General features: G+C 59.7%; 15 protein-coding genes. 9 read left to right on the forward strand and 6 right to left on the reverse strand.

Features of this window, described 5'->3' with window-relative positions; all coding sequences use genetic code 11:
* Positions 1 to 15 precede the first annotated feature (15 nt).
* Positions 16 to 711 (reverse strand): orotate phosphoribosyltransferase, encoded by a 696-nt coding sequence (locus tag IOD40_RS00470; protein ID WP_198473210.1) that lies wholly within the window; start codon positions 709 to 711, stop codon positions 16 to 18.
* Positions 712 to 1,089: 378 nt separating this feature from the next.
* Here IOD40_RS00470 and IOD40_RS00475 point away from each other — a divergent pair, with 378 nt between their 5' ends.
* Together IOD40_RS00475 and IOD40_RS00480 are read left to right on the forward strand one after the other, a co-directional pair.
* A complete protein-coding gene (locus IOD40_RS00475) occupies positions 1,090 to 1,845 on the forward strand; it encodes a sulfite exporter TauE/SafE family protein (protein WP_198473212.1) in 756 nt (251 codons plus the stop codon).
* A gap of 60 nt (positions 1,846 to 1,905) precedes the next feature.
* Positions 1,906 to 2,163 (forward strand): hypothetical protein, encoded by a 258-nt coding sequence (locus IOD40_RS00480; protein WP_325099632.1) that lies wholly within the window; start codon positions 1,906 to 1,908, stop codon positions 2,161 to 2,163.
* Positions 2,164 to 2,226: 63 nt separating this feature from the next.
* On the opposite strand, the gene IOD40_RS00485 is transcribed toward IOD40_RS00480, so the two are convergent.
* Together IOD40_RS00485 and IOD40_RS00490 are read right to left on the reverse strand one after the other, a co-directional pair.
* Entirely contained in the window at positions 2,227 to 6,516 is a 4,290-nt protein-coding gene (locus tag IOD40_RS00485) for a translocation/assembly module TamB domain-containing protein (protein WP_407649030.1), read from the reverse strand.
* Complete coding sequence (locus IOD40_RS00490; protein ID WP_407649032.1) at positions 6,516 to 8,453, reverse strand: autotransporter assembly complex protein TamA; 1,938 nt, start codon at positions 8,451 to 8,453, stop codon at positions 6,516 to 6,518. The genes IOD40_RS00485 and IOD40_RS00490 overlap by 1 nt, the downstream gene beginning before the upstream one ends.
* A gap of 330 nt (positions 8,454 to 8,783) precedes the next feature.
* On the opposite strand from IOD40_RS00490, the gene IOD40_RS00495 reads away from it, so the two are divergent.
* The 5 genes from IOD40_RS00495 (at position 8,784) to hpaH (ending at position 13,421) form a co-directional block, all read left to right on the forward strand.
* Positions 8,784 to 9,170 carry a 5-carboxymethyl-2-hydroxymuconate Delta-isomerase gene (locus IOD40_RS00495; protein ID WP_198473214.1) on the forward strand — a complete coding sequence of 129 codons (387 nt, stop codon included), beginning with the start codon at positions 8,784 to 8,786 and terminating at the stop codon, positions 9,168 to 9,170.
* 10 nt (positions 9,171 to 9,180) lie between these two features.
* Positions 9,181 to 10,692 carry a 5-carboxymethyl-2-hydroxymuconate semialdehyde dehydrogenase gene (gene hpaE, locus IOD40_RS00500; RefSeq protein WP_198473216.1) on the forward strand — a complete coding sequence of 504 codons (1,512 nt, stop codon included), beginning with the start codon at positions 9,181 to 9,183 and terminating at the stop codon, positions 10,690 to 10,692.
* A 63-nt stretch (positions 10,693 to 10,755) separates the two neighbouring features.
* Positions 10,756 to 11,736, forward strand: coding sequence for a 3,4-dihydroxyphenylacetate 2,3-dioxygenase (hpaD, locus tag IOD40_RS00505; protein ID WP_198473218.1), 981 nt, complete (start codon positions 10,756 to 10,758; stop codon positions 11,734 to 11,736).
* Between the two features lie 12 nt (positions 11,737 to 11,748).
* Positions 11,749 to 12,624 carry a fumarylacetoacetate hydrolase family protein gene (locus tag IOD40_RS00510; protein ID WP_198473220.1) on the forward strand — a complete coding sequence of 292 codons (876 nt, stop codon included), beginning with the start codon at positions 11,749 to 11,751 and terminating at the stop codon, positions 12,622 to 12,624.
* The gene (gene hpaH / locus IOD40_RS00515; RefSeq protein WP_198473222.1) at positions 12,621 to 13,421 is read left to right on the forward strand and encodes a 2-oxo-hept-4-ene-1,7-dioate hydratase; all 801 of its coding nucleotides are present in this window, start codon (positions 12,621 to 12,623) and stop codon (positions 13,419 to 13,421) included. The genes IOD40_RS00510 and hpaH overlap by 4 nt, the downstream gene beginning before the upstream one ends.
* Before the next feature lie 3 nt (positions 13,422 to 13,424).
* On the opposite strand, the gene IOD40_RS00520 is transcribed toward hpaH, so the two are convergent.
* The gene (locus tag IOD40_RS00520; protein WP_198473224.1) at positions 13,425 to 14,591 is read right to left on the reverse strand and encodes a diphosphate--fructose-6-phosphate 1-phosphotransferase; all 1,167 of its coding nucleotides are present in this window, start codon (positions 14,589 to 14,591) and stop codon (positions 13,425 to 13,427) included.
* A gap of 128 nt (positions 14,592 to 14,719) precedes the next feature.
* Between IOD40_RS00520 and IOD40_RS00525 the strand changes: the two genes are divergently transcribed.
* Complete coding sequence (locus tag IOD40_RS00525; RefSeq protein ID WP_198473226.1) at positions 14,720 to 15,022, forward strand: hypothetical protein; 303 nt, start codon at positions 14,720 to 14,722, stop codon at positions 15,020 to 15,022.
* Between the two features lie 8 nt (positions 15,023 to 15,030).
* Here IOD40_RS00525 and IOD40_RS00530 read toward each other — a convergent pair whose 3' ends face one another.
* Positions 15,031 to 16,227 carry a pyridoxal phosphate-dependent aminotransferase gene (locus IOD40_RS00530; protein WP_198473228.1) on the reverse strand — a complete coding sequence of 399 codons (1,197 nt, stop codon included), beginning with the start codon at positions 16,225 to 16,227 and terminating at the stop codon, positions 15,031 to 15,033.
* A gap of 25 nt (positions 16,228 to 16,252) precedes the next feature.
* Positions 16,253 to 18,706, reverse strand: a complete 2,454-nt coding sequence (locus IOD40_RS00535) for a GcvT family protein (RefSeq protein WP_198473229.1) — start codon at positions 18,704 to 18,706, stop codon at positions 16,253 to 16,255.
* Between the two features lie 165 nt (positions 18,707 to 18,871).
* Between IOD40_RS00535 and IOD40_RS00540 the strand changes: the two genes are divergently transcribed.
* On the forward strand, positions 18,872 to 19,582 hold the full coding sequence (locus IOD40_RS00540) for a nitroreductase (RefSeq protein WP_198473231.1): 711 nt from the start codon (positions 18,872 to 18,874) through the stop codon (positions 19,580 to 19,582).
* Positions 19,583 to 19,656 lie beyond the last annotated feature (74 nt).

Here is a 19,656-nt window from a genome sequence, read left to right on the forward strand (position 1 = left end):
AGGACTTCCTTGTGCTTAGCGCTTCAGTTCGGAGATTCCACCGTGGGCGGCCGACCACTTGAGAGGCTCGTTGAGGAACTGCTCGACCGAAGCAAGAGCTTCTTCCGGGAAACGCTGTTCTTCGCGGCAAACCTTCAGGACATCCCACCAAGTTGCGACGTAGTGCAGCTTGAGGCCTGCCTCAGCGAGGCGCTGGGGCGTGTCTGAAAAAATGCCGTAATAGAACGGCGAGAAGGTGTGCTCAACGATTGCGCCGGCATTGCGGAGCGCTTCAGCAAATTTCAGCTTGCTGCCACCATCCGTGGTCAAGTCTTCGACGAGGAGAACACGCGCACCTTCGTTCAGCGCACCCTCAATCTGCGCGTTGCGGCCAAAGCCCTTTGGTTTCTTGCGAACGTAGACCATAGGCAGACCAAGCTTGTCTGACATCCAGGCGGCAAAAGGGATGCCTGCAGTCTCACCACCCGCCACCACGTCAAACTGCTCGAAACCAGCGTCACGCAGAACGGCTGAGGTTCCCAGATCCATGATCGCGGAGCGGATGCGCGGAAACGAGATCAGCTTGCGGCAATCCGTATAGACCGGGCTCGCGAGACCAGAGGTGAATGTGTAGGGCTCATCGGCGCGGATATGCACCGCGCCGATCTCCAGCAACATCTTCGCGACAATTTCGGCTGCGACTGCGCGGTCGGGAAACGTGTTGGAGAACATGGCTCACTCCTTGGTTGAGTGGATTTTCTGCTATCAGCTTACGCAGGCGCTATCCAGCGACTGCGGCGAGAATCCGGTGGATGGGAAAGGTGGGCGACTGCCGCTTCGAAGACCCATGACCTGATGTTGCAACGGATACACGCGTTGAAACAGAGCTCCCAGCCGGGCGATCGCGCGGCTTCGCATGGCCAGCGTCCGGAGGGCGGAGCGAGAGCTTGGTCAAATGGTCCTCGATAATGCAGGAGGTCCGGGCTTTTTGGCACGAAGTTGTGTGGGTTGGAACACCCCCGCCGACTTTTTTAACGTGCTTGACAGTCGAGTAGATGAGGGCGGAGAAGCAACACCGGCTGGAAGCTCCAGGCTGCGAGGAGAAGATAATTGGAATTCGAGTTCACGAGCATATTTTTTGTGACGATTGCTCTCGCATTGGGCGGTGTACTTAAAGGCGCGACTGGGGCAGGCGCGCCCGTACTCGCGGTTCCGGTGCTGACGATGTTCTTCGGTGTCAAGTTTGCCGTGATCGTCATGTTGATGCCCAATCTGCTGACCAATATCTGGCAGTCGTGGGCGTACCGGGCCTCGCAGCCTTCGCGGCTTTTTGTCTGGAGCTTCGCCATCGCCGGTTGCGTCGGGGTCGTGATAGGCACCGCCATGTTGGTCACCTTCTCTCAGGCAACGCTCACAATTCTCGTGGCAATCGCAGTGTTCGTCTACATCGCGTTGAGGTTGGCGAAGCCTGACTGGAAACTCGAACTGGCGCTGGCAAAGCTGCTAAGCGTGCCGGCCGGTGTTGCTGCTGGGTTCCTGCAAGGGGCTACGGGACTTTCGGCACCGGTTTCGATGACCTTTATCAACGCCCTTAAATTGGATCGCGCGGGATTCATCGCATCGATCTCGGTCTACTTCTCGTTTTCCACGCTGCCGCAGATTGCCGCCCTTTGGTACTTCGGGCTCCTGAGCTGGACCAACCTGGCGATCAGCCTTTGTGCCTTCGGCGTGATCAGCCTGTTCATGCCGCTCGGTGCTGCTCTTGCAAAGAGATTGTCGCGTCAGGCGTTTGATCGTCTGGTGCTGATCTTGCTGGCGGTCATCGGCTGCAAGCTTCTCTGGGACGCGGTTTCGCACGTCGCTTGAGAGGTTGGGAGCAAAAACCCGACTTGGACGTTCCCCCTTTGAAAATAGGGAGAACGCGTCATGTCGACAACAATGTGGGTTATCCTTGTCCTGGTTCTGGTGGTGGTGGGCGTTTACGCCTTCTCGCGCTCCAGCCGGCGGGATGCTGCCCCGATCCGGGAAACGGCGGCTACAAGATCACTTGAGGCTGAGCGGGCAAAAAGTGCCGCGGCGGGCGACGAGCTGGAAGAAGGATTGGAAGACACCTTTCCGGCCAGCGACCCGGTATCCGCCACAAGTACGGTGACGCCCGGTGCGCCGCCGAAGCAGTCACTCTGACACGCAAAAAAACGGCCCGGACGATGTTCCGGGCCGTTTGTCTGTCTGGGAACGCCTTCGGGATCAGTAGTCCCGTTCGTAGAACACACCAAGCGAGGTGTCGCCGTCGGAGCCGATCGCTCCGCGTGCCTTCAAATCCTCGGTTATGTCGAGGTTGATTGAACCTCGAGTGGTTCCTCCTGCGCCTGCCTCAACACCGAGATAGATGTTTTCCTGGATGTAGCGCCCGGCGCGTACGGCAGCATTTCCCTGGCTGTCGGTGACAACGTCGAGATCATCGAGACCCACCGCATCACGCAGGCTGCCGAGCAGGTTTGTATTGCCGCCGCCCGCAAGTTCGGCGGCTGCCGCTGCAAGCTGTGCGATCTGCAGCGGTGACAATTCAGAGATGCTGCGGTTGAAGATCAGGCGAGCAAGAACTTCGTCCTCCGGCAATTCAGGCTGCGACGAGAACGATATGTCGAGCGCCGACACGCGACCGCGCACGTTGATATAGACGATGGTGTCGCCGGAATCTGAGCGAGCGACGAAATCCAGGTAGGGATCGAGGTCGCCGACCAGCGTCACAGTGCCTTCATCGAAGGTGATGCGCTGTCCCAATATGCCGAGACGGCCGCGAATCAGCGTGAAGCCGCCCACGGGCTGGATATCTGTAACTGGGCCTGTGAGTTGCACCCGGCCGCCAAGTTCTGCATCCAGTCCGCGCCCGCGGACGAAGATGCGGGCAGGGGCATTGATACCGACATTGAGGCGCAGCACGCTCGGGCGAGATGACGGCACGGGAGTTCCGTCATTGGCACGCGCACGCACCAGCGTTTCTCTGACACCTGCCGGCGCGTTCTTATGAATGACATCCAAAGACGCGGCGCTGCCGCCGAAATTGTCGGGGACAGCAATTTCCGCTCGATCAACATTCAGTTCGCCGCTGATCTGCGGGTCGCGTGCAAGGGCACCACCCACTGCAAGATTTCCGCTGACGGTGGCGACTACCATGTCACCGTCGGCATAGCGCGCCTGATTTAGCTGGATGCGAATGTCTGCCGGGAAACCGGCATCAGCGTTGATGGAGACGTTGCCGCTTGCGCTGACCGAACCGCCCGAAGCTAGAGCCGCGTTGGCAGTTCGAATGGTGACGGTCTCTCCGTCCATCGCACCCATAATATTGATCGCGGACAGCCGCAGGTTTGAGTCAGGATCGACGAGCTGCGCGCCGCTCGTAGAGAACATGCCCCGGACCGACGGGCTTTGCAGCGAGCCGGAGACAGACCCGTTCACTTCGACGATGCCGGTAATCTGGGTTCCGCGATCTGCGAGAAAGCGATTGGCAAGCGACAGCGGCGCGGAACCGTTGAGGTTTACCGAAAGGCCATTGCCCGACAACGGTATCGCGCCTGAGGCGGTCAGGGTCAGGCCCTGAGGGCTGTTCGCCGAAGCTGACGTCAATGTGACAGTCTGATTGGCGAAGCTCCCCGACAATGCGGCGTCCATTGTAGAGATGCCAGCTGCCTCAAGTGCTGATGCCTGCAGCGCCGACCCTCTCATTGAGAAAATAGCCTGTGGCTCCGAACGCGAGCCGCGCACGCGCGCTTCGCCTTCAAGGGCCCCGCCCAGCCCGAGATCTGCGCGGACGAGGTTAGCGATCGACAATGGCAGACGGGACACGACGACGTTAAGATCCAGCGCCTCTGACGCGTCGCCCTGTACAGTGACCCGGCCACCGGCAACGTCAATCTCGAATGTATCGATGGCGACGCGATCCCCCGCGACGCGGATCGCTGCGGGGCGAGCCAGTCGCGCCGCGATCTGGTCCTGTCCAAATGATGCCGCGTCGAGTGCCAGGCGCCAGCCATCATCCTGCGCCGCAAGCGACCCTCGCGCATTGCCTCGAGCCCCATTCGCGAGGACAGTATCAGCGGCAAACTGGGTCACGTTGTTCGACGTGCTCGCATTCGCATTGATGGACGTGATGTCGACACCGCCCGCGCTAATGCGTTCGGCTTTCACTGTGCCGTCGATCGCCGGTACGTCGAACAGATCGCGTGCCTGGGCCGCTATTTCGGCAGCGCCGATGCGGTTCTCGGCGATACGCAGATCGCTTGCGTCGGCTTTAACTTCGGCATACTGCAGGCCGTCGGCGTGAGAAAGCTCGATGGCTGCGTTCAGCGCGCCGCTGGCCTGCGTCAGGAATAGCGCGGCGGCGGTCGATATGTCAGCGGCCTGGACATCAATTGTGCCCTCAAGGAGGCCGTCGGCATTCTGAGTGACCGCGCCTGTCGCGCGTGCTCCGCCTGCCGTGAAGTCGAGATCTGTCAGGCGGTGAACTCCGTCCGCAACAGAGACACCGGCGGCTAGCTGCGTGCGTACTCCGTCCAAGAACGCGTCACCGCCAAGTGTGCCTTCTAGCGCTCCGTTTTCGAGCGTACCATCGAAATTGATTTTGGCGTCGGTCAGGCGTTTGCCTGCAAGTGAGCCGGACGCTACCTGCGCAACGGTCGTCAGCGTTAGGTTTCCGTCGGCTCCGGCAATACGGCCACCCGCTTCAAGGCGCCCAGCGGCCTGTGGTGTCAAAAGTGCCAGGTCGGAGAGGTCGAGGCCGTAGTTGAAATCAGCCGTGCCGGTGGCAATACGGCCATCTGCAGTGATTTCGACACGATCATTGCCGACCCGCAGGTCGCTCACAGCCAGGCCCTGTTCGCCACGCCCAACCTTGCCGGTGATCGTCGTTCGTCCCGCGAGCAAATTATCAGCGGCGTCGATGCCGACGGAGAGTTCATTGCTGGCGCTGTCGATGGTGAGATCGAACGCGCCGGTTAGCGGCTCTACCGTGCCGTTGGCGCGAAGGTCGAGTGAGCCAGCCAGATCGCGACCTGCGATTGCTGAGAATGGTGCGATGCTGTCGGCCTTGACGGCGATGTCACCGTTGAATGCCATTTCGGCAAATTCGCCAACAAGCGATATCGCCAAGCCATTCCCAGAAAGCAGTGCCTGCGCCAGTTTCACTGCTTCGCCCGCATTCCACGAGCCGATGACGTCAAGATCGATCCGGTCGCCTAGCGCCTGCCCAACATCGGCCCGCTTGGCAACGATGCCGCTGAGGCCGCCGCCAACCGTGAAGGTAACACGGCGATCTTCAGGCCGGTCCAGATTTTGGGCAGCGCCGCCCATAGTTATTTCGGTATTGGCGGCTGCGAATTCAGCGGTAGCAAGATCCTTGACCGTCAGAAGACCAGTCCATTCCTCATTGGCGCTTTCGCCGAATGAGAGGGTGAAGTCAGCGCGGTTGACGGTCGTTTCGCCGCCCGGAACCGGCAAGATAACGCTGCCATTGGTGCCGTCATCCAACGTCGCCTTGAGATTGAGGCGGCGCAGAAAACTGTCGGCGCTGGTTTCTGCAGAGGCGGTCAGGTCGAGCGCGCCACTGTCCAGGTTGAGTGCGTCAAGACGCATGCCACCAGCATCAAGGGAGACGCCATTGGCGGTAAGGCGAGTTTCGGAGCCAAAGAAGTCGCGAAACTGCGCGGGGATCAACCGGGCAATTGGGCCACCGAGATTCGTGTCCCAGGCAAGTCCGTCTGCCTGGCGACGAAGCGCCATCTCTCCCGTAAGGGTGCGTTCACCGTCCGCGTCCAGCGTGAGTGCCAGATCAAGTCCTGATAGGGGGCCGCTACCTGTCAGGGACAGGGCGACTGGAGGGCGGCCTTCAATATTCAAGAGATTCGCGACAAGGCCATTTTCTGGCTCAGAAAGGTTGAGCGAAACGTCCAGCTGCTCGCTTTTGCGTGTGTAGGTCGCCGCAAGGTCGAACTGGCCGCCCGGGCCGTCGAGGCGGGTGATGTCGAGAGCGGTGTCAAGATTGCCATCCTCAAGGCGGATACGTCCTGTGATCGCAAGCTCGGACGCCAGACCAAACACATTGGGACCAAACACCACGCGGGGCACTTCGAGAGCATCGAGATTGACCGCGACCGGAAGCTCCGGGATCTGGAACGACGTCGCTTCAGGAGCGGGAGCGCTTTCGTCTGGCAAAGGCTGCCTGACAACTTCGATCAGGTCTGCGGCGAGTGTATCGATCTGAAGGCGTTGGCTGAAAACCAGCGCGGTCCGGCTCCAGACAATCCGAGCGTTCTCGATACGGAGCCACACGCCGTCGGCGTCTGAGACGGTGATCAGCCCGATAGCCGCGTCAGAGGACAAAACACCCTGAATGTTCTGCAACCGAACCTGCCGGTTGGGGGCGGAGATCGTGTCCTCGATGAATGACAGCAGCCATCCACGCTCCTCCTCTGGTGTAGCATCTTGCGCAAAAGATGGAGCGGCGAAGAGGAAGAGGAGCAGTGCAATGAGGATACGCATCAGAACGCCTGTCCTATGCCGACATAGACAGCCACGCTTGGATCGTCGACTCGACGATCGAGGGGAACTGCAACATCAAGACGGATCGGTCCGAGCCCTGTCAGATAGCGCAGGCCGGCACCAACACCGATTCGGACGTCCTCGCTGAAATCGGGAATGGTGTCAGCGCCGACGTAACCAATGTCAGCAAAACCGACGACGCCAATCGAATCGGTAACGCGCATGCGCGCTTCAATGGAAGCTTCACCCAGCGAGCGCCCGCCGATCACGTTTCCTGCGGGCGTGGTGACGCCGATATTGCGGTACGCATAGCCACGGACCGAGCCACCGCCACCGGCGAAGAACAGAAGGTCCGGCGGCAATTCGGCGACTGAAGGCCCGACGAGGGAGCCAATCTTGACCCGACCGGCGAGAACGAAACGGTCGTCTTTACCGAACCCGTAATAGGCTCGTGCTTCCGCGACCGCTTTGACCCCGGGGTTACCGTACTGGAACTCGTAAAACGGGGTCAGGTTCGCCTCAAGGAACACGCCTTCCGTGGCATCCGCAGGATTGTCGCGGCTGTCATAGGTGAGGGTGCCCTGTAGTCCGAAGGTCGTGAAGTCGCGGCGGCCAAACTCGTCATCGTCATAGCGCGATTGCGCAGCTGTCGCGAAGATTTTCCCGGACAGTTCTTCGTTGAAGATGTGAGAGAAGCCTGCCGTGCCGGTAATTGCGGTTCTCGTATAGGCTTCGAGCACTTCTCGATCGCCGAAAATGGACGCGGAAAAATCCGTGTCCGGCGTCAATACGCCCGGCTTAACGAAGGTTGCACCAACCCGGTAGGTGAACTCATCCGGCTTCAGTGTCTCGCCAATTCCGCCGACCTTGCCTTCAATGCGAAGGCGCTCCGCCCGACCAAAGAGGTTGCGGTGCAGCCAGAACGCCTCGACGCCAAGCCCGTCAATGCTCGACCAGGTGCCGCCGACGCCAAAACGGCGAGCCTTGCGTTCCTGCACGATGTAGGTGATCGGCAACAAACCACCGGGACCCAGTTCGTCTGCCTCGTGGAAGCGCGCAGCGCTGAATAGGTCGAGACGGGCAATCCGGGTGGAGGCACGCTTCAAATCGTCCGGATCGTATTCTTCGCCCTCGCGAATTCCCGTCATCCAGGCAAGCCATTGCGGGTCGATCCGCTCTGCACCCTGAACCGTCACCGGGCCGTAAAACGCCTTGCGGCCTGGATCGACGGTGAGCGTGGCATCGATGACATCTGCGTCATGCGCCGCCTCAACTCTGCGGTTGGCGATGATTGCCTTTGCGTGCCCCTGTTGGCGCCACGCTTCGACTGCCAGTCGTTCGGCCTGAAGGATGGTCGCGGAGCGAGCGGTTTCACCTGACGCGTAGCCTTCGTCACGAGGGTCAGCGACGACGTCCCGTTTGTTGTCCGTTGCAGGTGCTTGATTGACGATTTCCGCGTTGCGGAAAATGAATGTCGGACCCGGATCAACGCGGACGTTGACATTGGCCACGGTCGCGACGCTGGCATCAGGTGGCAGGTCGGCGGCCTCGCGGCCGTCGATACGGATTGAGATCGTGCCACCGTAGTGGCCTTCGCCATAGAGCGCAGCGAGCAGGCGTCGGTAATCCGCGCGCGCCTTTGCGATCAGACCAGCTGCGCCGGAGGCAGGCTCCTCGCGATCACTCCAAAGGTTTGATGCGGCTTTCAGCACGCTTTCAAGGTCTTCGTTTTCCCCTGAGAGGGAAAACTCGACCTGATAATTTTGTGGTTCGCCAATCGTCATATCCTCGGCGGTCTCCGCCTTCTTCTTGCCGAAGAGGTGAATGCCGAAGAGTTCGAACGAATATGCTGGAAGGGGCGCGGCGAGAAATGTTGCGCTAAGGGCGGCAACACACAACCGGCTCCAGCGCCTGGTGGGCGGGCTCTGCTCGGTCAAGATACTCCTCGCACTGTCGACTCACACATGGTCGAAGGCCCACATCTGAAGTGTACTCACCTTACGATGAACACAGCCGAGGCCTTCGGTTCCGCCCTTGCCCGCAGATCCATATCCAATACCGGAATCAGCAAGCAAATGTGGCGAACAAGCGCAGTCAGCATGCGGAAAAACTAACGCAGCGTCGTGAGCTTGTCCAACCGGACGCGTTCACAAATGGTGGCACCTCTTCATTGACATATAGTTTCCAGCAAGTTGATCGCGGTGGTTGACAAGTGGGTTATTTTAATTCACACGTTAACTAAATAGCCCTGTTTGGAGGAGGGTGTCATGCCGCACATGACGGTCGATTATTCGGCCAATCTGGAGGAGCAGATCGATATTCGCGCGCTGTGTCAGGCACTGCATCGCGCGATGGTCGAAACGGGCATGTTCGAGATCGGTGGCATCCGGGTACGGGCGCTGCGGGCCGATCATTGCGTCATCGCCGATGACGACCCGCAGAATGCCTATGTGCATCTGAGTTTGCGGGTTGGGGCAGGGCGCTCGGTCGAAGACCGCAAGGCCGCCGGCGAGTACATTTACAAAGCGGCAGTCGCCTATCTCGCAGACCTTTTTGCCACCCCGCATTTCGCGCTCTCGTTCGTTATGGACGAACTCGATGCCGACCTGAACTGGAAAAAGAATTCGATGCACGCGCGGCTGCGCGGTGCCTGAGGGAGGTTCCATGTCTGAATTCGAAGACAATTTGAAGAAAGCCCAAGCCTGGCTCGAACGTTTTCGCGCTGAGGGGGTCAAGAACCAGATCGGCGGCGAAGCTGTTGATGCGGCCGATGGTTCGACCTTTGAGACGATCTCGCCGATCGACCTGAAGCGGCTGGCCACCGTTGCGCGCGGCAAGGCGGAAGACATAGACAGCGCCGCAAAGGCTGCCAAGGCAGCGTTCGGCGAGTGGTCGCGCATGGATGGCGACAAGCGCAAGAAGATCCTGCACAAGGTCGCCGACGCGATCGTCGCACGTGCCGAAGAGATCGCCTTTGTCGAATGCATGGATACCGGCCAGGCGCTGAAGTTCATGTCGAAGGCGGCACTGCGCGGCGCTGAAAACTTCCGCTTCTTTGCAGATCGCGCACCGCAAGCGCGCGACGGCAAAGCGCTGCGTGGTCCGGGCCAGGTCAATATGACGACGCGCGTGCCGATCGGCCCGGTCGGCATCATTACGCCGTGGAACACGCCGTTCATGCTGTCGACGTGGAAGATCGCCCCGGCGCTGGCGGCTGGCTGCACCGTCGTTCACAAGCCGGCTGAACTGTCGCCGCTGACCGCCCGCCTGCTTGTCGAAATCGCCGAGGAAGCCGGTCTGCCGAAAGGCGTCTGGAACCTCGTTAACGGGTTTGGCGATGAGGCCGGCAAGGCGCTGACCGAGCATCCGGACATTAAGGCAATTGGTTTTGTCGGCGAGAGCCGCACCGGCTCGCTGATCATGAAGCAGGGCGCCGATACGCTGAAGCGCGTCCACTTCGAACTCGGCGGCAAGAACCCGGTCGTCGTCTTTGCCGATGCTGACCTTGAACGCGCGGCAGATGCTGCGGTCTTCATGATCTACTCGCTCAACGGCGAACGCTGCACCTCGTCGTCGCGTCTACTCGTTGAAGCCTCGATCCATGACGAGTTCGTCGCAATGGTCGCCGAGAAGGCCAAGCGCATCAAGATCGGCCATCCGCTCGATCCGAAGACGGTGATCGGCCCGCTGATCCATCCGGATCACGAGGAGAAAGTTCTGTCGTATTTCGACCTCGCCAAGGAGGAGGGCGCAACGATCGCAATTGGTGGCAAAAAGGTTGATGGCGAAGGCTGCTTCGTTGAGCCGACGCTGTTCACCAATGCCAACAACACGATGCGCATCGCCCAGGAGGAAATCTTCGGGCCGGTCCTGACGGCGATCCCGTTCAAGGACGAGGACGAGGCGATCGCGCTGGCCAATGACGTCAACTATGGCCTTGCCGGATATCTTTGGACGTCGGACGTCACCCGCGCCTTCCGGTTCTCGGATGCGATGGAAGCCGGCATGATCTGGGTGAATTCGGAAAATGTCCGCCACCTGCCAGCGCCGTTCGGTGGCGCGAAGAGTTCGGGCATTGGCCGCGATGGCGGCGACTGGTCGTTCGACTTCTACATGGAAACCAAAAACATCTCGTTCGCCACGGTCGCGCACGCTGTGCCGAAACTTGGCGGTTGATTAAGAACAAGAACTTGGAGGCTTTTCCTCGCCAGTCTGGAAAGTGGAAAAGCGGAGGAGCATATGCCAGTACCATCACCTAACCTGACGCCTGCGTTCAATATTTTGCGTCTGAGCCATGTCGAACTGGTCGTTCGCGATCTGGCGGCGAGCAAGGCGTTTTACGCCGACACGCTCGGCCTGCAGGTGACTTACGAAGACAGCGACACATTGTGCCTGCGCGCCATGGAAGAGCGCGGCCACCATTGCATCGTCCTCAAGAAGGGCGATGTGCCAGTCGCCAATGTCATGGGCTTCAAGGTGTTTTCGGAAGAAGACATCGACCGCGCCGAAACCTTTTTCAAGGGTAAGGGCCTGCCGGTCTCCTATGTTGAGCGTCCGCATCAGGGCCGTACGCTGCGCACCACGGACCTCTTCGGTGTGCCGCTCGAGTTCTACCACAAGATGGACCGTCTGCCGTCGATCCATCAGAAATACGCGCTTTACCGGGGCGTGAAGCCGCTTCGCATCGACCACTTCAACTTCTTCACCACGAATGTCGACGAGTCGGTCGCGTTTTGGAACGAGATGGGCTTCCGCGTCACCGAGTACACGGAAGATTCTGAAACCGAGAAGCTGTGGGCAGCCTGGATGCACCGCAAGGGCGGCGTCCATGACGTTGCCTTCACCAATGGTCGCGGCCCGCGTCTCCACCACACCGCATTCTGGGTTCCGACGCCGCTCAACATCATCGATCTGCTCGATCTGATGTCGACGACTGGCTACCTCCCAAATATCGAGCGTGGTCCGGGCCGTCACGGCATCTCGAACGCCTTCTTCCTCTATGTTCGTGATCCCGATGGCCACCGCATCGAAATCTATTGCTCGGACTACCAGACCTGCGATCCGGATCTCGAGCCGATCCGCTGGGACCTCAAGGATCCGCAGCGTCAGACCCTGTGGGGAGCGCCTGCACCCCGTAGCTGGTTCGAGGAAGGTACGGTATTCCCCGAAGTCGAAGTGAGCGAGCCATCGCTCAAGGCGCAGCCGATCATCGCGCCGTAAGGGAGACCAGACATGACCAGACCACGCCTTGCAAGTTTCCATGCCGAGGGCGCCGACCGATACGGCGTCATGACCGATCGCGGCATGATCGACCTTTGGCCACGCTTTCGCGACCGGTGGGCAAGCTTGCAGGCCGTGGTCGAGCAGGGTGACCTTTTGGAACTCGCTGACCTCGGCGAAAAATACCCGGTGACCTATTTCGAAAACGAGATCACGCTTCTGAAGCCCTTGGCCTCGCCGGAAAAGATCATCTGCGTCGGGGTCAATTATCCGGACCGCAACGAGGAGTACAAGGACGGGCAGGAGGCACCGCGCTTCCCCTCGCTCTTCCCGCGTTTTGCGCGCTCCTTCGTGGCTCATGGGCAGCCGCTGGTGCGCCCGACCGCGTCCGAGCAGCTCGACTATGAGGGTGAGGTCGTCATCGTCATCGGCAAGGGTGGTCGCCATATTGCCGAAGCCGATGCGTTGAATCACATTGCGGCGCTAAGTCTCTGCAATGAAGGCACAATCCGCGACTGGGTCCGCCACGCCAAATTCAATGTTACGCAGGGCAAGAACTTTGAATCCTCGGCCGCGATGGGGCCGTGGCTGATCCCCTTCACCGATGAAGCGCAGATCGCCGACATTCGCCTGACGACCCGCGTCAACGGCGAAGTGCGTCAGGACGATCGGACCTCGCGCATGATCTTCTCGTTCCGCCGCCTGATCAATTATATCTCGACCTTCACCAAGTTGGTGCCGGGCGATGTGATCGTCACCGGCACGCCGACGGGCGCTGGCGCGCGTCTCGACCCGCCGGTCTGGCTGAAGCCGGGTGATGTGGTCGAAGTTGAAGCCGAAGGCATCGGCATTTTGCGCAATGGCGTTGTCGACGAGGCAGCTCAATGACCCCGCAAGCGGCGAAGGACGCCGCTGCAGCGCTTGATGAGGCCGAGCGCACACGCAAGCAAATCGGCCTTCTGTCGCTGCGATATCCTGGCATGACCATGGACGACGCCTATGCCGTTCAGGGCGCGTGGACGGCAAAGAAGCTCGCAGATGGACGCCGGATCATCGGTCGCAAGATCGGCCTGACGTCGAAGGCGATGCAGCAGGCGCTGAACATCGATATCCCAGATTCCGGCATCCTGTTCGACGACATGCTGTTTGAGAACGGCGCGACGATCGCCAAGGATCGTTTCATCCAGCCGCGCATTGAGGCGGAAATCGCGTTTGTGATGAAGTCGGATCTGGCAGGGCCGGACGTCACCGTCGATGACGTTCTGGCAGCGACGAATTACGTCACGCCATCGCTCGAAATCCTCGATACACGCATCTTGCGTGTTGATCCCGAGACGAAAAAGACCCGCAATATCTGCGATACGATCGCGGACAATGCGGCGGATGCCGGCATCGTCATCGGCGATCAGAAGCTTGATCCGCACCAGATCGACATGCGCTGGATAGGCGCGATTGTCTTGCGCGATGGCGAGGTTGAGGAAACCGGCCTTGGCGCTGGCGTGCTCAACGATCCGGCTGCCGGCATTGCCTGGCTTGCCAATCGCCTTGCCATCTATGGCGACAGCATTCGCGCTGGTGAGATCGTTTTGTCGGGCTCGTTTGTGCGGCCGGTGGAAGCACCATCCGGCTCGCATATCGTTGCGGACTTTGGTCCGTACGGCACGGTGGAGTGCCGTTTCGCCTAGATTTTACACAAAGGGCTTTGCCGGGTCGAAGCGGCGCGGCACCAGCCTTTCGAGATAGGCGATCCCCTTTGCCGACAGGCGATTTTCCTCTGCGTCGAGGAAATCGTCAGGCATGTGGCGGGTCTTGCCGGCGACGTTCTCGAGCGGCACGCGGCGGGTTACGGTTTTCTCACCATCAAATTTCAGCGCAACCGAGCCACCGCCTTCACCGGCAACGGTGACGGCGTAGGCGCCAGCCTCAAACGCTTCGCCTGCGTCGACTTCGCTGATCATGCCGATATTGCCGCGTGGCAGATAGCCAAACGTGTCAACGCGGGCGCGGATGCCCTTGAGGTCTTCGGCGATGACGCGCTCAATGGCCTGGCCGAGATCGGTGCCCGAAAGGCGCACATTGCCATGCGCATCGCGTTCCAGCCGGTCGGGCGCGACGAGTTCTTCGACCATGGACTTGCCCGACGGCGCGGAAATGCCTTCCGAGATGGCGACAACGCAGCGGCCATGTTTGGCCATTGTGCGCTTGACGTCATCAACGAAGCGGGCGCGTGCGAAAGGACGCTCTGGCACGTAGACGAGATGCGGACCGCTTTCTTCATCGAGACGCCATGCAGCGGATGCAGCGGTCAGGAAGCCGGCGTGACGGCCCATGACGATGCCGCAATAGAGGCCGGGCAGGGCGCAGAAGTCGAGATCTACTGACAGGAACGAGCCGGCAACAAATTCCGCTGCCGAGATGAAGCCCGGCGTGTGGTCATTTTCTTCAAGGTCATTGTCAATCGTCTTTGGTGCGTGGACGAAGGCGATGAAGCCATCCGAGGCGTCGCGCAGGATCGCTTGTGTGCCCGACGTGTCATTGCCGCCAATATAGACGAAGGCGGTCGCGTTTATGTTCCGCAGGCCTTTCAGAATTTGCTCGCAATACGCCGCGTCTGGCTTGTCACGGGTGGAGCCGAGCGCCGCGCTGGGTGTGGCTGCGATCTGCCTAAGCCGGGCCTCTGGGATATCCGTCAGATCGACAAAGTTGCTATCACGAATGCCACGCACGCCGTGCTTAGATCCGAGAATACGGCAACCGGGATGCTGGCGTCGCGCCTCGAGCACAATGCCTGCTAGCGTTTGATTGATCACGGCAGTCGGGCCGCCGCCCTGCGCAATTACAAAAGTCTCGCTCACGGCATCCTCCTAAAATTGTGAAAATTCTTTAAATCGATTGAAGTTCAACATCAACTTCAAGCAGGTCTGTTCGAGTTGTCTTAACGAGCTACATCACTGCAAAAGCTGTATATAGAAAGGAACATGTCATGCGAGGACGTATCGCGACTGCGCTCGTGTTTATCGCGGCGTTTACTGCGCCTGCATTGGCGCAGGGTCGGCCCGACGCGCGACGGATGACCTGCGAGCAGGTTCAAGAGCTTATCTGGCAACGTGGCGCTGCTGTCGTCACGACAGGACAGCATACTTACGAACGTTTCGTCTCGGCGCGGCGCTTCTGCGATATCCCGAATGTGCCTCGCCCCAGAGTGATCAGCACGAGGGACACGCAGCGATGCGAAGTCTATGCCTGCGAGCGTGATCCGTTCGAAGACATGTTCGAACGCTGGTAATCACTGGATCAGGCTCGGCGTTCGAGCTTCTGATCCGCATATGTGCCTGCAAAGCGGGCAATCCGACCTGCCGCCTCGCGAAGCAGGTCGTCTGGCTGGCAGAGGCTGATGCGGATGTGCCCGGCCGCGGACTGGCCGAAGCTGCTGCCTGGCATGACTGCGACCTGCTCCTTTTCGAGAAGGCCCCAGGCAAAGGCCTCATCGTCAGTCTCCAGTTCTGAAACGTCCAGCATGATGTACATGCCACCTTCGGAGCCGCGCACGCTTATGCCGTTCATGCTGCGCACCGCATCAAGAAAGACGGTACGCCGACTGGAATATCGCGCAGCGATTTTCGCGACGCCATGCGAGTTTTCAAGCGCATCGATCGCGGCGCGTGAGAGGAAATCGGGCAGACCGTAGGTCGAAACAAGGTTCAGGCTCACAAGGGTTTCGATTGCGCTCTCTGGCCCGGTCAGCCAACCAACGCGCCATCCCGTCATGCCGTGGCTCTTTGACATCGAGTTCACGACGAGAGTGCGCTCCGCCATGCCGGGCAAAGAGCGCGGGGAAATGTGTTCGCGGTCACCGGCGATGGTCCAGTAAACTTCGTCCGAAATCAGCCACAAATCATGCTTGCGGCAAATGTCTGCAATGCCCTCGAGCGTTTCACGGCTGTAGACCGCACCTGTCGGGTTGTTTGGCGTATTGATCAGGATGACGCGCGTGTTCGGCTTTACCGCAGCCTCGATCGCTTCGGCGCGTGGCTGGAAACCATCTTCGGCAAGCGCATCCACCACCGAGACATCCACTTGAGCTGATCGGAATGTCGGTGGGTAAGTGGCGTAGTAGGGCGAGATGATGATTGCGTGATCGCCGGGATCAGCTGCGGCGAGTGTCGCAGCGAAGAGTGCAGCCTGACCGCCCGGATTCGCAAGGATCTCGCTCGATGATGTTTCAACCCCGGTGCAGGCACTGGATGCCTCTGCCATCGCCTCGCGCAGACGCGGGATGCCTGGAAGCTGGGTATAGTGATGATGACCGGCACGCAGTTCGCGAATGCAGGCCTCCACCGTCGCCTCCGGCGTGTGAAAATCATGGTCGCCGACCGACAGCATGATGATCGGCTCACCGGCTTGCTTACGGGTCATGGCCTCGAAGTGAACCTCCCAGCCATCCTTGCCGGAAGGGGTGATACCTGCGACGCGCGATGAAAGCTTTGGCATTCTACGTCTCTCTGTCTCCTGCGGCTCAGCTTCTCAGCCGCTCATTCTCCGGGTCCCACAGAGGGCGGTCCGGATGGATCGTTGCAGTGAAGCGGTCGCCGAATATTTCCATCTCAACCTTATCGCCCGGAACCGCAAGATCCGGGCGCAGCATGGCAAAGGCTATTGATTGGTCAACCCGGTGGCCCCATCCGCCCGAAAGCGTCTCTCCGACGATCTGTCCATCGTGCCAGAGCGTCGACATATAGGGTGCATCGCACGGCCCCGGATTGTCGATGGTCAGAACCACGAATTTTTTTGATGAACCCAGTTGCTTCTCGCGCTCAAGATCGGCTTTGCCTGGGAAGTCGGATTTGTCCCGGCGAACAAAGCGCTCAAGCCTACCCTGCAGGATGGTGTAGTCCGTGGAAAGCTCCGTCTTCCACGCCCGGTAGGCTTTTTCGAGACGCAAAGAATCGAGGGCGAACATGCCGAAGGGCTTCAGGCCATGCTTTTGTCCGGCAGCCCAAACCCTGTCGAAGATGGCAGCAGTATCCTCAACCTTCGAGTGGATTTCCCAGCCAAGTTCACCTGCAAAGGAGACGCGGACGAGTTGACACCAGTGATCGCCAATTTGCGCCGACTGGTGTGTGAGCCAGGGTTGGGTGACGTCGGCGTTGGAAATTTCAGCGAGAATGTCGCGCGATCTGGGTCCAGTCAGGATCTGGCATGAAAAGCCCTCCGTGACGTTATCAAGAGTCATTTGAGTCGTTTGCGGCAGGTGGTTTCGAAGCCACTCGAAGTCGTGGCTCTCGGCAGCCGCTGCTGTGATCAGGAAGAAGGATTCCTCACCAACGGCCATAACCGACATTTCGGTGACAATGCGCCCCCTCTCATCTGGGAAGTAGGCAAGGCCGATCCGGCCGGGTTTGGGAACCGAGCCGGTGATCAGCGACGAGAGCCAAGCACGTGCGCCATCGCCTTGCAGACGGAAGCGCGAGAAGCCGGGGAGGTCGAGGATGCCGGCTGCATCGCGCACCGCATGGCACTCTTCGCGTATGCGGGTGAACCAGGGCCCGTCGCGATCGAATGTCTGCGTCGAGGCTTCCGAGGTATCGTCGCCTGGCATAGCGTACCAGTTGGCGCGTTCCCAGCCATTATAGGCGCCAAACTGCGCACCTAACGACGCGAGGCGGTCGTGTAGGGGAGACTTCTTGATGCCACGTGCAGCGGGCCAGGTATGACGTGGAAACTGGATGGCATACTCGTTGCCGTAAATCTCCATCCCTTTCGCAATCGCGTATGAGGGCTCGGCGGCAAAGCTCGTGAACCTGCGTGGATCGCACGACCACATGTCCCACTCGGTTGCGCCCTCGGTCACCCATTCGGCCAGCACCTTTCCGGCACCGCCTGCCTGAGCGATCCCGAAGGTGAAGACGCAGGCCTCATAGGCGTCGGGCACGCCGGGCATTGGCCCGATCAGTGGATTGCCATCTGGCGCATAAGGGATGGGGCCGTTGATGACTTTCGAAAGGCCCGCGGTGCCGAGGATGGGCACGCGTTTGACGGCATCATCAAGATACCATTCGAGGCGCTCGAGATCGTCGGGGTAAAGCTGGAACGAAAAATCGTCCGGCATAGGATCGTCAGGCGTTGCCCAATGGGCGCGGCAGTTGCGCTCATAGGGGCCGAGATTCATGCCGTGCTTTTCCTGCCGCAGATAATAGGAGGAATCGACATCGCGCAGCAGCGGCAGCTTGTGGCCGACTTCCTCCGACCAGGCCTTCAGCTCGGGGATTTCGTCAAAGAGGATGTACTGATGGCTCATCACCATCATCGGCACGTCACGGCCGAACATCCTGCCGACCTCGGCGGCGCGGTAGCCGGCGGCATTGACGACCTTTTCACAGCGTATTTCGCCCTTTTCGGTAGAGATCACCCATTCATCGTTCTCACGACGAACCCCGATGACGGGGCAGAAGCGAATGATCTTTGCTCCGAGATCGCGAGCTCCCTTGGCGAGTGCTTGCGTGAGCTGCGCGGGGTCGATGTCGCCGTCATTCGGGTCGTAAAGAGCTCCAACGAGGTCATGCGTTTCGAGGAACGGATACCGGCTGCGGATCTCTTCGGGGCCGATGACGTCAATATGCATGCCTTGGTAGCGGCCCATGCCCTTGGCGCGCTGAAACTCGCGCATCCGCTCCTTGCTGTGAGCCAGGCGCAATGACCCGGTGACGTGATAGTTCATAGGATAGTCGACCTCTTCTGCGAGGCCTCGATAGAGCTCCGCAGAATAGCGCTGCATGTTCATCAACGACCACGATGAAGAAAAGGTCGGCACGTTTCCGGCTGCGTGCCAGGTGGACCCAGACGTCAGTTCATTTTTCTCCAGAAGGACGCAGTCAGTCCAGCCGGCCTTCGCCAGATGGTACAGGCATGACACCCCAACGGCACCGCCACCAATGATGACCACCCGCGCGGTTGCTGGAAGCTCTGACATGTCTCCTCCCTTAGTATCTCATGCAGCAGCAGACATGATTGAGGGCCGCGCGCAGTTCCGCAAGCTGGAGGACCGGCTGGGCCAAAGGATTTGCGCGCCGTGCCAGTTTCGCCTATGCGAGGTTTCCAGGGAGGTTATTTTGCCCTAGGCACCGAAAGGCGTGAAATGCTCTCACCAGACGCGAAGATCGGGACGTCCGAAACTACTAGCATTGTTGATGAGGCACTCGATTCTCGAAAGTCAGTCCGCGCCTTCCTGCCCGATCGTGTTGATGAGAAGACGATTAAAGACATCTTGCGCGTCGCGTCGCGGGCTCCCTCCGGGACCAATATGCAGCCCTGGAAAGTCTACGTCGTCTCCGACGAGAAGAAGCAGCAGCTTTCTGATGCTATTCTGAATTCCGGAATCCGTCCTGAAAAGGCGGTCTGGGACGAATATGTCTATTACCCCGACAGCTTCTTCGAACCTTATCTGACACGCCGGCGTACTGTCGGCTTTGCGCTTTACAGTCTTCTCGGGATTGGCCGCCGCGAAGTGGAGAAGATGCGTGCGCAGCATGATCGCAACTTCACATTCTTCGATGCTCCGGTCGGTATGATCTTCACGATTGACCGCCGGTTGAACAAGGGCTCCTGGATCGATCATGGCATGTTCCTTCAGTCGATCATGATCGCCGCGCGCGGGCGGGGCCTTCATACCTGTCCGCAAGCTGCATTCGCGCCGTATCACCGTTTGATCAGGCCGTTGCTTGGCATCCCCGAAGAAGAGATCGTCGTGTGCGGCATGGCCCTTGGCTATGAGGACGAAAGCAAGCCGGAGAACAGCCTGCGCACCGAACGCGCACCGCTGGAAGAGTTTGTGAGCTTCGTGCGGTAGGCAAAGATGCCGCTTCGTCGACTTGCCCCATCTGGTCTGCTTACATAACTATTCCGGTCTCGATCTTGCTCAGG

The sequence above is a fragment of the Aquamicrobium zhengzhouense genome (assembly GCF_016124105.1).
GTDB lineage: Bacteria > Pseudomonadota > Alphaproteobacteria > Rhizobiales > Rhizobiaceae > Aerobium > Aerobium zhengzhouense.